Raw genomic sequence first — 14,943 nt, 5'->3', positions numbered from 1 at the left:
CCACCGCGCGCGGCGTGACGCCCCGGGTCCGGCGGGACTGGGCAAGGCAGGGTTCTACCCGCAAGGTCTGACAACCCCTGCGGCGGAGAGCGACGTGGGGTGGCGGAATGCGGGGGTGCGGTATCCGGCGACAGGCACTGCGGCTAGGATGGCGCGCCCCGCCTGGAAGAGAGCCGCAAGCCGCGCATGAAGATTGAAATCGCCCACCTGCCCCACGACATCATCGAGATCATCTATCCCTCGGAAGTGACGCCGAAGGACGTGACCGAGTACGTCGAGCAACTGAAGAAGGACATCACCGCCCGTGGGGGCGCGGAGTGGTCCGCGCTGGTGGACCAGTCCAAGCTGCGGGTGATGCCCGCCTCCGTGGTGGGGGAGATGGCGCGGCTGAACGCCTATGCCCAGCAGCGCGGCATGAAGCGCTCCGCGCGCGTGGTGCAGGACCCCGGCAGCGGCCTGCAGGCCTGGCGCATGACCAAGAACGCCGGCCTCACCATCCCGGCGAAGACCTTCGAGTCGCGCGCCGAGGCGCTCAGCTGGCTCGAAGCGCCCGACGCGGACTGAAAGCAGACCCCCGACATCCCCCCGGCACGGTCCTTCCCTGCGACCGCCGGGGTCCGCCTCCGTCTTCCAGTGACACCCCCTTTCTTCGCTGTGTCTGTCGCAGTACCCGTCAGGAGTCGCCCGCATGTCCGTGTCCGCCCCCAACCTCCGAGCGAAGCTGCTCGGTACCCTGTTCTGCACCCTCACCGCCCTGGCCTGCGGGCCGGCCCCCGAGTCGGGCACGCCCGAGCAGCAGCCGTCGCTGAACGAGTCCAGCGCGCCGGTCGTCTACGGCACCGACGACCGCCAGGATGTCTACGCGCACCCCAGCGCGGTCCTGCGGGACCGGGCGCAGAAGTCCACGGTGGCGCTGCTGACGCCGGACTTCCTCGACATGTCGGATCCGAACAACGTCAAGGTGGACCCGCTGACGCTGGGCGAATGGGAGAACCTCTGCACGGACCAGCGCTTCCGCGACGACCCGAACCCGGCCTTCTGCTCCGGCACGCTCATCGACGATGACCTGGTGCTGACCGCGGGCCACTGCGTGGGGCCCGCGGCGGAGGACGCCGTGGAGTGCGAGAACACGCGCTTCGTCTTCAACTTCTACAAGACGGCGGAAGGCCAGCTGCACACCATCACCAGCCAGGACGTCTTCTCCTGCAAGAGCATCATCGCCCGGCACCTGAGCGATGACACGGAGCCCACCTACGTGGACTTCGCCATCATCAAGCTGGACCGCTCCGCCGCGCCGCGCTTCACCCCGGCGCCGGTGCGCGCGGGCAGCGCCCCGCTGACGGTGGGCCAGAACGTGGCCGTCATCGGCAGCGGCAGCGGCATCCCGTTCAAGATCGACTCGGGCGGCTCCGTGCGTGAGAACAACGCCGAGTACATGGACTACTTCGTCGCCACCACGGACACCTTCGGGGGCAACTCCGGCTCCGGCGTGTACGAGACGGCCACCCACACCGTCGCGGGCATCCTGGTGTTCGGTGACGATGACTACGTGCCGAACCCGGACCCGAAGCAGGCCTGCAACGTGGTCAACGTGTGCAAGGAGACGGGCTGCGGCGGCGAGGGCGTCATCTACGTGCACCACGCCATCCAGGAGCTGTGCGCGCGCACCACCAACCAGCGGCTGTGCAACACCACGCCGCCCCCGGCGACGAAGTACGACTTCACCGCGACCAACACCGCCAGCGCCTCGCGCAACACCGTCAACGGCACGGTGACGCTCGCGGCCGGCCAGAAGCTCACCGTGGGCACCTGCGGCGTCACCGGCGCCGCCCTCACCAGCGGCGACTCCTGGCTGCGCCTGCGCGGCCCGTCCGGCGCGGAGGTCGCCTCCAACGACGACGGGTGCGCCAGCGGCGTCGGTTCGAAGATCACCTACACGGCCACCGTCGCGGGCACCTATGAGGTCCGCGCCGGCTGCTACCAGAACGGCAGCTGCGGCGGCACGGTGTCCTGGGAGGTTGCACAGGGCGGCGCGGCCACCCAGGGCTCCTTCAACTTCAACGTCAGCAACACCGCCAACGCCACCACGGGCACGGCGAACGGCGACGTGACGCTGCAGGCCGGCCAGTCGCTGTCCTTCGGCAGCTGCGGCGTGGCGGGCGCGTCCGGCACGGGTGACACGATGGTGCGCCTGTTCAACGCGGCCGGCCAGCAGGTGACGTTCAACGACGACGCCTGCGGCTCGCTGTCGCACGCGGCCTACACCGCGCCCACGGGCGCGGGCGGCACGTACCAGATCCGCGTGGGCTGCTTCGGCAGCAGCGCGTGCAGCGGCACGCTGGCCTGGACCCTCCAGTAGCCCCGAAGCCCCACGGCTCCCCTGCTGTCCTTCCGGGCCCGTCCCTCCCCACCACGTCCGTGGGGAGTGGCGGGCCCGGTGTCTTCCCGCCCTCAGCTCGCCCCTCCTCCGGGGCACCTCGCCCCACCGGAGGCTTGACACCATGGAGGGCGAGGTCTAACGCAAGGCGCCATGAGCACACCCCGCTTCCCGCCGTCGCCCCGCCGCCCCGTGAGCACCCAGGGCCCGCTGCGAGTCATGCTGCTGGAGAACATCCACGCCTCGGCCCAGGAGATGCTGAAGGCGGAGGGCTTCGAGGTGGAGCGGCTGTCCGCGGCGCTCAAGCCGGAGGAGCTGGCGGAGCGACTCAAGGGCGTGCACCTCTTGGGCATCCGCAGCAAGACGACGGTGCCGGAGGAGGCGCTGAAGTACGCGGACGACCTGCTGGCGATTGGCGCCTTCTGCATCGGCACCAACCAGATTGATCTGCTCGCCTCCAGCGTGCACGGCGTGCCGGTGTTCAACGCGCCGTTCAGCAACACGCGCAGCGTGGCGGAGATGGTGCTGGCGGAGGTGGTGGTGCTGACGCGCCAGCTCTTCGACCGCAGCCGGGAGGTGCACGCGGGGCAGTGGCGCAAGGTGGCCACGGGCAGCCACGAGGTGCGCGGCAAGACGCTGGGCATCATCGGCTACGGGCACATCGGCTCGCAGCTAGGCGTGCTGGCGGAGGCGCTGGGCATGCGCGTCCTCTACTACGACGTGATGACGAAGCTGCCCTTGGGCAACTCGCGGTCGGTGTCCACGCTGAACGGGCTGCTGGCGGAGTCTGACTTCGTGACGCTGCACGTGCCGGCGCTGGCGTCCACCCACTTGATGATGGGCCCGGAGCAGCTGGCGGCGATGAAGCCGGGCGCGTGCCTCATCAACGCCAGCCGCGGCACGGTGGTGGACATCCCGGCGCTGGCGCAGGCGCTGCGCTCCAAGCACCTGGGCGGCGCGGCGGTGGACGTGTACCCGGAGGAGCCGGAGGGCAACTCGGACGGCTTCGTGACGGAGCTGCAGGGGCTGCCCAACGTGGTGCTCACGCCGCACATCGGCGGCTCCACGGAGGAGGCGCAGGCGTCCATCGGCAAGGAGGTGGCCACGTCGCTGCTCAAGTTCGTGAAGGGCGGCGCGACGACGGGCGCGGTGAACTTCCCCAACGTGGAGGCGCCCATCAACCCGGGCACCCACCGCATCATCAACGTGCACCGCAACACGCCGGGCGTGCTCCGCGACATCAACCGCATCGTGTCCGACCTCAACGCCAACATCCACGCGCAGGTGCTGAGCACGGACGCCAACGTGGGCTACCTGGTGATGGACCTGGACCAGGACGTGTCCCGCCAGGTGTGCGAGGCCATCGCCGGGCTGGAGACGGACATCAAGACGCGCATCGTGTCCTGAGGCGCGTGCTCAGGCGTCCAGGATCTTGCCGGGGTTCAGGATGCCGGCCGGATCCAGCGCACGCTTGAGGGTGCGCAAGAGCTCCAGCTCCCCGGGCGCGCGCGTGTAGTCCAGGTAGTCCTTCTTGAGCAGGCCGATGCCGTGCTCGGCGGAGATGCTGCCGCCGTGCTTGCGCACGAGGTCGAACATGGCGTGGTCGGACTGCTTGGCGTGGGCGAAGAAGTCCGCCTTCTCCACCGCGTCCGGCTTCATCACGTTGACGTGCAGGTTGCCGTCGCCGATGTGGCCGAAGAGGCAGATCTCCCAGCCCGGATAACGGCTGGCGAACACGGCGTCCAGCTCCGCGCAGAACGCCTCCAGGTTCGCCACCGGCAGGGAGATGTCGTTCTTGTGCAGCACGCCCGTGGCGGAGAGGCTCTCGCTGATGGACTCGCGCAGAGACCACAGCTCCTGCGCCTGCGCCGCGCCCTGCGCCTGGGTGCCGTCGGTGACGAGCCCGCGCTCGAAGAGTGAGCCCAGCCACGCCTCCACCGCCGCCGGGTCGCCGCCCTCGGACTCCAAGAGGACGTAGCAGCCGCTGGGCGCTTCGAAGGGCGAGCGCAGCTTGCGGTGGCGCTGCACGCGGGCCAGGCACTTGTCGGTGAAGAACTCGTAGGCGGACAGCACCAGCGGCGCCTGGCGCGCGTCGCGGAACAGCCGCAGCACGGCGGCCACGTCCGGCACCGCGAAGAGGAAGACGTCCTGCTTGCCCGGCAGCCGCGTCAGCTTGAGCGTGGCCTCCGTGATGATGCCCAGCGTGCCCTCGCTGCCGATGAAGAGCTGGCGCAGGTCCGCGCCGGTGTTGTTCTTCTCCAGCGCGCCGTTGAGCTCCAGCACCTGCCCCTGGGCCGTCACCACCTGCAGGCCCAGCACCCACTGCCGGGTGAGGCCGTAGCGGATGACCTTCACGCCGCCCGCGTTGGTGGCGATGTTGCCGCCCACCGTGCTGCTGCCCTTGGAGGCGAAGTCCACCGGCCACGTGAGCCCGTGCGGCGCGCAGTGCTGGTGCACGCCTTCCGTCACCGCGCCCGCCTGCACGCGCACCGTGTTGCCCAGCAGGTCCACGGGCTCCATGCGAGTCATCCGCTTGAGCGACAGCACCACCTCGCCGTGCATGGCCACCGCCCCGCCCGCCAGGCCCGTGCGTCCGCCGGAGGGCACCACCGCGACGCGGTGCTGGTGGCAGAGCGCCATGAAGCGGGCGACCTCGTCCGTGGTGCGGGGGAAGGCCACCGCGCCCGGCGCCGGGGCGTACACGCGCGTCCAGTCGCGGCCGTACTCCTGGAGCTCCGCGGGCTCCCGGGTGAGGAAGTCGTCGGGGAACGACTCGGCGATGGCGCGGAGGAAGTCAGCGGGCAGCGCGGGGGTGGACATGGGTCCAAGGCGTATTGCACCCCCTGGGGCATGACAAGCCCGGTGGTACCCGGGGGCACGGCCCCCGACGACCTCCGGGCCGGGCCGGGGAGGGAGCGGACGGCCATCCCGGGGCCTGGCGAGCCAAGAAACCGAGCACGCTCCGTATACGGCTCGACGCCGCGCTCCCACCGCGCCCCTGCCCCTCCGAGGAACACCCCATGTCGTCGCTCCGCGCACTCGCCCTGCTGGCCACCCTGTCCCTTGCCCCGGCTTCGGCCCTGGCGGCGCCGGAGGAATCCGTTCCGGGGGTGAACTACGTCTTCACGACCGTGGATGCCTACACCACCGGCTATGGCCACTTCGTCATCACCGGAGTCCTTCAGGGGGAGAGCACGCCCCGCACCATCTCCTTCGACGCCCCTGCGTACGACGCCTCGGAGGCGACCCGGTGTGACCGGCTGGCCCTGCTCGCCATGACCCGGCCCGGACGCTTCCAGTTCAGTTGGTTCAAGGAATACGGCGGCTACTACCCGACCTGCACGCTGACCCGTCAGTAGCTCCCGGCCGCCTCCATGGACACGCGGGTGCGATTGATGCGGGCAGGGGTGTGGCTTGCCCTGGGACTCCAGCTCGGCTGCGGTGTGGGCGGCGGCCTGGGCTCCCGGGACCTGGACGGCGACGGCCATCCGGCGGAGCTGGACTGCGATGACGCGAACCCCACGGTGTGGCGGTCCGTCACGGGCTACGAGGACACGGACGGGGACGGTTTCGGTGAGGGGACCCCCTCCGTCGCCTGCGTGGGAAGCACGACGAAGGGCCGGACGTCGCAGGGAGGCGACTGCGCGCCCCTGGACGCCACGCGCTGGCGCTCTGTGTCCGGCCTGTATCCGGACGCGGACGGAGATGGGGCCACGGGCAAGGGCCCGGTGACGGGCTGCGTGGGGGACACGCTCGCGGGCTACCGGGAGCAGCCGGCGGCGCCGGACTGCGATGACGGGGACGCGGCGGTGTCGGCCCTGTCGGAAGCGTGGGCGGACACGGACGGGGACGGCGTGGGTGCGGGAGCGGCCATCGCGTGGTGCCCCAGCCGGGGACGCTCGCCTCCCAAGGGGTACGTGCTCACCTCGGGTGACTGCGCGCCGGGGGACACCCGCTCCTGGCAACAGCTGCCCTTCACGCATCGGGACGCGGACGGGGACGGCTTCGCCGTGGAACAGCGAGGCACGGTGTGCGCGGGCGAGCACCTGCCCGCCGGCTACGACACCGTTTCCGACCCGCAGGACTGCGATGACAGCAACGCGAATCGCACGGTCCGGGTCGAGCGCTGGTTGGATCCGGATGGAGACGGCTACGGCGACGGCGCATCGGTGCAGCGATGCGCGGGCCCGGGGGAGTCCGCGCCAGGAGAGACGTTCCGGGGCGGGGACTGCGCGCCGGGCGATGGGACCCGTTGGCAGAATCTGTACTACGCCTCGCGGGACGGCGACGGTGACGGCCGCCTGTCTCCGGCCACGGGTCAGGTGTGCAGCGGCTTCTGGCTGCCTCAGGGTTACTCCCAGGAGGTGCGGAATGACGACTGCGACGACGGGAACAGTGCGCTGTTCCGCGCCTGGAGCGTTTACGCGGACGCGGATGGGGACGGCGTGGGCTTGGGAGAGGCGACCTCCATCTGTGGCGCGGCGACCGTCCCCACGGGCTACTCCATGCAAGCCACGGACTGCGCGCCCCAGGACGCCTCCCGGTGGCGGCTGCTGGGCTTCTACTACCGCGACGCCGACGGCGACACGTACACCGTGGCCCAGAACGGCGCGTTGTGCGGGGGCGTCGCCCTGCCCGCGGGCTACTCCACCCAGCGGCTGTCGGGCGAGGACTGCGACGACACGAACGCCGCCGCCTTCCGGAGCATGACGGCCTGGGCGGACACGGACGGGGACGGCGTGGGCGCGGGAGCGTCGACGGTCCTCTGCACCAACGGTCAGCTCCCCAGCCCCTGGTCCGCCAGCGGCACGGACTGCGACGCGCAGGACGCGACGCGCTGGCAGAACCTGTCCGCCGACCAGGTGGACCGCGACGGGGACGGCTTCACCGCGCCCATCCCCGCCCAGACCTTCTGCACGGGGAAGACGCTGCCCGCGCCCTACGCCTCCAAGGCCGTGGGCAACGACTGCGACGACGCGGACGTGGACCGCCACGAGTGGGCCTACTTCTACCGCGACCAGGACGGCGACGGCGTCGGGGCCACGCCCCGGCAGATGACGTGCCTGGGCCCGGAGGTGCCCGCCGGGTGGTCGAGGTACGGCGACGACGCGGATGACGGGAACGCCGCCGTCCAGACGGATGAGACCGCGGAGGAGGAGCTGAGCCTCATCCTGGACCTGTGAGCCCCCGAGCCGTCGGACAGGAATGCCGTCCCCAGCGATGAGAAGGTGAGAGCCCTGCGGGGCCTCCCCGTCCGCGGCGCATCGCGCGAACTGGTCCGACAGTCGGACCAGTTGGGACCACCGAGGCCGGGCCTCGCTCCCCCTCAGCGGCGCACCGCGAACTGGTCCGACAGTCGGACCAGTTGGGACCACCGAGGCCGGGCCTCGCGCCCCCTCAGCGGCGCACCGCGAACTGGTCCGACTGTCGGACCAGTTGGGACCACCAAGGCAGAGGAGGCCTTCGCTCCTCCCGGCAGCGGAAACCGGTCCGACTGTCGGACCAGTTGGGACCACCAAGGCAGCGGGGGTCCTCGCTCCACCCGGCAGCGGAAACCGGTCCGACTGTCGGACCCGTTTGGGAGAACCGCTTCGGGCGGGAGGTGTCCCGCCCGGGGGGCTGGACGCTCAGCCCTGGAGGAACGCCAGCAGGTCCTTGTTGATGACGTCCTTGTTCACCGAGCACATGCCGTGACTGAAGCCCGGGTAGACCTGGAGCTTCGCGCCCTTCGCGAGGGTCACCGTGATGCGCGCCGCGCCGTCGATGGGGACGATCTGATCGTCGTCTCCGTGCATCACCAGCGTGGGCACGTCGAAGCGGGCCAGGTCCGCGCGGAAGTCCGTCTCGGAGAAGGCCTTCACGCAGTCGTACTCGGCCTTCAGGCTCCCCATCACGCCCTGGAGGCGGAAGCTCTCGCGCAGCCCCTCTGACACCTGCGCGCCCGGCCGGTTGAAGCCATAGAAGGCCATGCTCAGCTCCTTGAAGAAGCTGGAGCGGTCCCCGCGCACGCCCGCGCGAATGTCATCGAAGACCTTCATGGGCAGGCCGTTGGGGTGCCAGTCCGTCTTGAGCATGATGGGCGGCACGGCGCTGATGAGCACCGCCTTCGCCACGCGCCCGGTGCCATGACGCCCGATGTAGCGCGCCACTTCCCCCCCGCCCGTGGAGTGGCCGACGTGGACGGCCTTGCGCAGGTCCAGCGCGGACGTCAGCTCCGCGAGGTCATCCGCATACGTGTCCATGTCGTGGCCGTCCCACGGCTGTGACGAGCGCCCGTGCCCCCGCCGGTCATGGGCGATGGTCCGATACCCGCGCTCGGACAGGAACAGCATCTGGTCCTCGAAGGCGTCGGACGTGAGCGGCCAGCCGTGGGAGAAGACCACCGGCTGCCCCTGCCTGGGACCCCAGTCCTTGAAGTAGAGCTGCGTGCCGTCCCGCGTGGTGAGGAAGCTGCCGGAAATCCGTCCCGTGCGAGGGGAGCCCGTCTGGGTTTCGTTCGTCATGGCGCGACGGTGCGCATCCAGGCCCGGAGCGCACACTGCCCTGGGGGCTGGCAGCCCACGGCCTGCGGTCCTGGCGCTCAGTCTCAATGACGCCTTCCGTCCAGGCCCTGGCCCGTGCGTCTTCATTACATCTCAAAACATCTCAAAAACGGCCCGGGCAGGGGGGCCCGGGCCGCCAGGGTTCTTCAGCCGCTGACCGCGACAGCCGCCGCTACGGGTGGCTGGCCGGGTTCGCGGGGTGGGTGCCCGCGGCGCGCTCGTCCCCGTCGAGGAAGCCGTCCAGGTCGCGGTCGATGCCCACGCGCTGGCCGGAGCCCGGCGGCGCGCAGGTGTACGTCAGCACGCCGTGGTTCGTGGCGACGCCCGAGCGCAGCGACGCGGACGGCACCAGCGGGAGCGCCGCGCGGTCCGCCTTGAACTGCCCGCCGCCCAGGTAGCGGAAGCCCATCTCGGACGTGCCCGCGCGGCCCTTGGCCACGAGGTCGCACTCGCCCGCGTCCGCGCGCGCCATCAACAGGTCGATGCGCGAGCCGACCACCGCCGCGTTGGTCGCGGTGAGCGTCACCTGCTGTCCGACGATGGGCGCCAGGTTGGTCTCGAAGGCGAACATGTACTGCTCCATGTCCTTCTTCGCCTGGAAGCCCGAGGGCGTGTCCGGGATGCCCACCTGGTTGAAGACGGGGTGGAAGTCGAAGCCGCTGTTGAAGAGGAACAGCGTGGGGATGGCGCCGTCGCTGTTGAAGCCCGTGCCGCGCACCTGGTCTCCCAGGAACGGATCCACAGGCGTGTTGCCGAAGGGGAAGCCGGCGCCGAACATGCCGACCTTCTGGTACATGTTCCGCAGGTGCGGGACCTTGGGGAACAGCGGCTCCGCGTCGAAGGAGCTGCGGCCGTCCGTGCCGAAGAAGCCCTTGAAGGGGCCTTCCCCCGGGTTCGCGTTCACGTCCACGCGGTGGCAGGCCTCGCACGAGCCCTGGAAGAAGCTGGTGGTGTTCGTGAAGAAGTCCTTGCCCGCCTGCTGCGAAGCCGTGAGCGAGTTGTCCAGCTTGCGGATGGGGTTGGGCGGGTAGACGACCTGGAGGATGAAGTCGGAGAACTTCCGCATCTCCGTCTCGGAGAGCTGGGAGCTGCGGCCCAGCAGGTCCTTGAACGCGGGGTTGAACTGCTTGAAGGCCGCGACCTCGTCGAAGGTGCCGCTGTTGGGCTGCACGCTGGGCGCGCTGTCGCCGCCGGTGCGGTCCCCTCGCCAGTGCATGGGGCCCTGGTTGGCCATGCCGCGCAGGCTCTGCGTGGACAGGGGGCCCTTCATCGGGTGGAACGCCGTGTCCTGGCCGAAGGTGGGGTCCGTGCCGAACTCCGGCAGCACCGGCACGACGGGGTTGTAGCTCGTCCTCACGTCGCCATCCGGGTTGCCCAGGTCCCAGGTGGTGCTGTCGAAGTCACCGAAGATGTGGCAGCTGCCGCAGGACGAGTCGCCGTGGCTGGAGCTGGTGCGCGCGTCGTAGAGGAACGGGCGGCCCTGCACCACGCTCGCGGGCTCCGGGTTGAACATGGGCAGGTGCGCCACCTCCGTCTTCGTCGCGGTGTCGACGACGGAGAGCGCGTTGTCGAAGCGGGTGAGCACGTACAGTCGCCCCCGGGCCTCGTCCAGCACCAGGCCGGTGGGGCCGCCGCCGCTCAGCGAGACCTGGTTCGCGGTGGAGGGCGTGAAGGTGCCGGCCTCCAGCTGCGACGTCGCGTACACGCCGAGCTTCGACGAGCCGAACGCGGCGACATAGAGCGTGGCGCCATCGGACGTCACCGCCATGCCCGTGGGCTGCGCGAGGCTCTTCTCGCTCTCCGCGTTGGGCGTGGGCGCGCAGCAGGCCGCGTAGTTGATGTGCGTGTTGAGGTGGCGGGGCGTGACGGTGGGCGCGCTGGCGTTGCCCAGCACGGTGATGCGGCTCTCGTGCAGGTGGCCGCGCAGGCTGCTCCCCGTCAGCGTGCCGGGGCCCTCGAAGCGCAGGTCGTTGCGCGCTTCGGTGTTGCTCACGTAGACCTTCCCGCTCACCGGGTTGACGGCCATGTTGAACAGGATGGTGCCCACGCCCGCGTAGGTGCCCGCGGCGCCGGACACCTGCACGGGCGGGTTGGCGGTGGCGGAGATGGCGAACACGTCCTTGTCCGGCAGGGTGAAGCGCAGGGAGTCCGTCCACGGCCGATTGAGGATGTCCAACCAGTCCTGGCCGTTGTACTTCACGATGACGGAGACCTCCGGGGCGGCGATGCCCTGGTGGTTGACGTTGGGGCCGGGGACGCCGCCCACGGACTCGCCGCCGTTGGGCACCAGGCTCTCGTGGACCACGGAGGTGCGGTTGCCGGAGTGGAACGCCGCCGCGTAGACGCGGCTGCCGTCCGGCGTGGCCGCGAGCGCGCGCGGCGTGTCGCCAAAGAGGCTCAGGCGGGTGAGCGGCGTGCCGCCCAGCGTCGTCCCCAGGTTCTCCGAGTCGAACACCCAGACGTCCGCGCGGCCGATGCCCGGCGTGGTGAGCTGCGGGTCGAACCCGGTGTTCTGTCCGCGGTGCGCGGCGGTGATGAACGCGCGCTTCTTGCCGGTGCCGGCGAAGACGATGTCGCGGGGCTCGTCACCCACGAGCAGCGTCCGCGTCACGCTGCCACCCTGCCCGTTCGCGTCCACGCGCACGATGCTGACGCTGTCGGACAGGTGGTTGACCACCCAGACCTCGTCGTTGGTGCGCGCGGCGACGGCCACGGGCTCCAGGCCCACGGGCACGGAGCCCTTGTGGGTCAGGCCGCTGGCGGCGACCTGGAAGATCTCCAACCGGTTGTCAGGCGTGTTGACGGCGTAGAGCCACTGGCCGTTGGGCGACAGGGCCAGGGGGCGGACCTGGCCACTCTCGAAGACGGTGAAGTGCTGCGCGTGCGACGTGCGGCCGTAGGCAAGGCCCAACAGCAGCATCGCCGCGGACGCGGTGCGCTGGAAGACTCGGCGCACCACCGGGTGTCTGGCTTTCATGATGTCTCTCGGGGAAGGGGTGGGGACCCCGGCTTCACAGTAGAGGTGGCGTCCGACATGGGGGAACGGATGAAACCGGACCGGGCGGAGTCGTTGCGCGGCGCAACGACCCTTTCTCAGTACGCAGCGAAGGGCGTTCCCTGGTCGGACCGGCGCTACCGGGGCCAGTCCCGCAGGAGCCGTTCGGTGGCGTCCTGCTGGTCCCACTGCACGCGGCCGGTCAGCGTCAGGCGCCCGTGCTCGATGACGATCCTCCGCCACACCGGGGCGCCCGGGACGTAGCGCGCGTCCGCGCGGGCCCAGGCCGCGCCGCCGGTGGCCTCCACCATGCGCATCACGCAGGCGTCGAACTCCGCCTCCGGCAGCCAGCGCAGCGCGTCCAGCACCTGGTCGGACTCGAAGTCGCGCAGCGGCGAAGGCCGGCCGGTGACGGCGCTCAAGGCCTGGGGGCCCTTTCCCTCCGGGATGAAGGAGAGGCCCTGGGGGCCCAGCACGCAGAACCCCTGGCGCCTGCCGAGCTTCGCGGGAAACACCGCCACGCTGTCCAGGCGCACCCCCGCCCGGGCCGCGCCGCGCAGCGGGGGCTGCCGGTGCAATTCCACGAGCAAAGCGACCGCCGAGGCTCCGCGCACGGAGCGCGCATGGAGCCGCCGGTCTCCTTCCACCTCGAGGTCCACGCCCTGTTCCAGCCGGAAGCCGTCAGGGGGGATGGTGCCCAGCCGCACCTCCTGCGGCTCACCGAGCACCGGCGCCCAGATGAGCCGCTCACTGGTGAGCCTCAGCCTGCCCGCGCGCAGGGACTGTGATGCCAGGAGACCCAGGGTGGCCGCCACCAGGCCGGCCACCACCGGGACATCCATCGACCTGGGGAGGACGAGCAACAGCAGGAAGCCCAGCGCGGCCAGCGCGCCCCAGGCGAGCACCAGGCGCGGTGACACTTCCAGCCGCAGGGACATGGGCACGAGGCTCGGGCCCGAGCTTCGCCAGGTGTCATCCTCGAAGACGAGCACCTCGCCCGGCTTCAGCGCCCAGCGCGCGGGCTGGCGCACCAGCGCATCCAGCCGCGTCAGCGCCTCCTCCAGCGACACGTCCTCCGGCGCCACCGTCAGCACGTCCAGCCTGCGCCGGGCCAGCCGCGTCAGCCGCTCCCGCCGCGCCGACAGCGCCCGGGCCTCGCGCAGGACGGGCGTGGCGTCCGGCCAGGACTCCAGCGCCGCGCGGCGGTGGACGCGCTCCAGCGCCTCCTCCACCGCCCGCGCCTCGGCCACGAGCGCGGGCACCAGCTCCGGACGCCGCGTCAGCGCGCGCCGCCATCGCCGGCCGGACAGCACCTTCTCCAGCTCCGCGTGCGGACGCCGCGCCGCCGCGAGGACCTCCGCGCGGCCCTCCAGCTGACGCTCGACGTCGGCCACGGTGAGGCCCGGAACGCTGGCGCTGGGACGTGACCGCTCGGACATCGCGCCGCGCATCATAGCGGCAGCGGACCGGGGCTACTCGACCGGGGGCTCCAGCTCCAGGCGCTCACACTGGCGCAGCATCTCCGCCGCGTCGGCGGGTTCGCCCGGCGCGGAGGGCGCCGCCTCGGACCAGGGCACGGACGGCGGGGCCGGCGTTCCCAGCGACTCCTTCAGCAGCAGGATGAGGTCCCTCGCGGGGTCCCGGGGAAACGAGCCCACCGCCCGCGAGGACAGCGGCGCGGCGGGCGGGAGCTCCGGCGTCTCCTCCAGCGCGGCGGCCTGGAGCAGCAGCGCGGGCGAAGGCGCCACCACCGCCACGGGCTCCGCGGGCAGCAGATCATCCGGGTCGAACCCGAAGGGCACCCGGGGCGCCACGCCCAGGGGCACGTCCTCGCGCTCCACCTCCTCCGGCGCGTCCCCCGCCTCCATCGGGATGCACCGCAGCGAGTTCAGGCGCGGCGTGGGCGCTTCCGGGTACGTCACCGGGGACGCCGCATCCAGGAGCCCTGGAGGCAGCGGCTCCATCCGGGGAGGCCACAGCGGCACGGGCGCCGGCAGCGCCACCGCCGGCTCGCGCAGGGGCAGCGAGCGCACCCGCGCGCCTCCCAGCCCCGCCGCCGCCTTCGCCAGCGCGGCGGCGTGCTCCGCCAGCACCCGCTCCGCCCAGGCCTTCAACCACCGCGCCAGGACCAGCACCCATGCCAGGTGCCGCCGCGCGCGGGGCAGCGTCCCCACGGCCTCGGCTGGCGGTCCCGCGGCCATCGTCACTCCTCCTTCACCAGCATCCGGATGATCAACGGCGCAGTCCCCGTGGCGAGCACCTCCGACTCCACCGCCAGCATCTCGCCCTCCGCGCGCACCTCCAGCCGGCCCAGCGACTCCACCGGCGGCAGGCGGGGGAAGTGGAACTGTCCCTGCGCGTCCGTGCGCGTGCTCAGCTGCAGCTCCGGCAGCGCCACCCACGCGCCGCGGATGGGCACGTCACCGGGCCCCACCACCCGACCCAGCAGGGGGGCCGGCGTGGACGCCCCGTCCACCAATGACAGACATCGCACCTCCGCCAGGGGTCGCTCCTTGCGCACCTGCACCCGCAGGCGGAAGGCGGGACGCGGCACGGAGCGCAGGCCCGCCCACAGCGCCGCCGGCACCGGGCTCAGGTCCACCTCCAGCTCCTTGTCGCTCATGGCCGCGAAGACCAGGTCGCCCAGCAGCCGGTGCGCGCGCTCGGGCGTCTCCGCGCCCACCGTCACCAGATAACAGACGGTGAACTGCAGGCCGCCCCGCTTCCCCGCCCGCGTCAGGGGCGCCGGCCCCAGCTCCAGGAGGTAAAGACAGACACCCCGGTCCAGGGACTCACGGTCGGGCACGCCCAGATAGACAGGCGCTTCCGTGGCAATGCGTCCCACCCACGCCTTCATGCGCAGATCGACTTCGTCGATCATCCTTGGCCCCCCGGTTCCCGGCCCTGAACGTCACGCCACCGTGTCCTTTCATCATACGCTCGCATCGCGCGGCATGTCTGGACATCACCCGTGGGATTGAACAGGACGTCGGTGATTTGACAGGCATTGCACGCATTTCCGGGTCTCT

At 71.3% G+C, this 14,943-nt stretch carries 11 protein-coding genes; 5 read left to right on the top strand and 6 right to left on the bottom strand.

Going from position 1 to position 14,943, the window contains the following annotated elements:
- Positions 1-186: 186 nt before the first annotated feature.
- The 3 genes from AABA78_RS12495 (at position 187) to serA (ending at position 3,784) form a co-directional block, all read left to right on the top strand.
- Positions 187-564: a SpoIIAA family protein gene (locus AABA78_RS12495; protein ID WP_171418225.1), complete on the top strand. Its 378-nt coding sequence runs from the start codon at positions 187-189 to the stop codon at positions 562-564.
- Positions 565-688: 124 nt separating this feature from the next.
- Positions 689-2,359 carry a trypsin-like peptidase domain-containing protein gene (locus AABA78_RS12490; protein WP_338263195.1) on the top strand — a complete coding sequence of 557 codons (1,671 nt, stop codon included), beginning with the start codon at positions 689-691 and terminating at the stop codon, positions 2,357-2,359.
- 171 nt (positions 2,360-2,530) lie between these two features.
- Positions 2,531-3,784, top strand: coding sequence for a phosphoglycerate dehydrogenase (gene serA / locus AABA78_RS12485; RefSeq protein WP_338263194.1), 1,254 nt, complete (start codon positions 2,531-2,533; stop codon positions 3,782-3,784).
- A gap of 9 nt (positions 3,785-3,793) precedes the next feature.
- Here the strand turns inward: serA and AABA78_RS12480 are convergent, their stop codons facing one another.
- Positions 3,794-5,197: an FAD-binding oxidoreductase gene (locus AABA78_RS12480; RefSeq protein WP_338263193.1), complete on the bottom strand. Its 1,404-nt coding sequence runs from the start codon at positions 5,195-5,197 to the stop codon at positions 3,794-3,796.
- A 200-nt stretch (positions 5,198-5,397) separates the two neighbouring features.
- On the opposite strand from AABA78_RS12480, the gene AABA78_RS12475 reads away from it, so the two are divergent.
- Together AABA78_RS12475 and AABA78_RS12470 are read left to right on the top strand one after the other, a co-directional pair.
- Positions 5,398-5,736, top strand: a complete 339-nt coding sequence (locus AABA78_RS12475) for a hypothetical protein (RefSeq protein WP_338263192.1) — start codon at positions 5,398-5,400, stop codon at positions 5,734-5,736.
- Between the two features lie 27 nt (positions 5,737-5,763).
- Entirely contained in the window at positions 5,764-7,560 is a 1,797-nt protein-coding gene (locus tag AABA78_RS12470; RefSeq protein WP_338263191.1) for a hypothetical protein, read from the top strand.
- Positions 7,561-8,004: 444 nt separating this feature from the next.
- Here AABA78_RS12470 and AABA78_RS12465 read toward each other — a convergent pair whose 3' ends face one another.
- The 5 genes from AABA78_RS12465 to AABA78_RS12445 all read right to left on the bottom strand — a co-directional run bounded on the left by AABA78_RS12465 (position 8,005) and on the right by AABA78_RS12445 (position 14,795).
- The gene (locus AABA78_RS12465; RefSeq protein ID WP_338263190.1) at positions 8,005-8,880 is read right to left on the bottom strand and encodes an alpha/beta fold hydrolase; all 876 of its coding nucleotides are present in this window, start codon (positions 8,878-8,880) and stop codon (positions 8,005-8,007) included.
- Between the two features lie 211 nt (positions 8,881-9,091).
- Positions 9,092-11,896, bottom strand: a complete 2,805-nt coding sequence (locus AABA78_RS12460; protein ID WP_338263189.1) for a YncE family protein — start codon at positions 11,894-11,896, stop codon at positions 9,092-9,094.
- A 155-nt stretch (positions 11,897-12,051) separates the two neighbouring features.
- Positions 12,052-13,353, bottom strand: a complete 1,302-nt coding sequence (locus AABA78_RS12455; RefSeq protein ID WP_338263188.1) for a hypothetical protein — start codon at positions 13,351-13,353, stop codon at positions 12,052-12,054.
- A 33-nt stretch (positions 13,354-13,386) separates the two neighbouring features.
- Positions 13,387-14,115, bottom strand: coding sequence for a hypothetical protein (locus tag AABA78_RS12450; protein ID WP_338263187.1), 729 nt, complete (start codon positions 14,113-14,115; stop codon positions 13,387-13,389).
- A 2-nt stretch (positions 14,116-14,117) separates the two neighbouring features.
- Entirely contained in the window at positions 14,118-14,795 is a 678-nt protein-coding gene (locus AABA78_RS12445; RefSeq protein WP_338263186.1) for a carboxypeptidase-like regulatory domain-containing protein, read from the bottom strand.
- Positions 14,796-14,943 lie beyond the last annotated feature (148 nt).

Origin of the sequence: Corallococcus caeni (assembly GCF_036245865.1) — a bacterium.
GTDB classification, from domain to species: Bacteria; Myxococcota; Myxococcia; order Myxococcales; family Myxococcaceae; genus Corallococcus; species Corallococcus caeni.
Note: the sequence above shows the minus strand (reverse complement) of the source record. Positions and strands in the feature narration are given on the sequence as shown.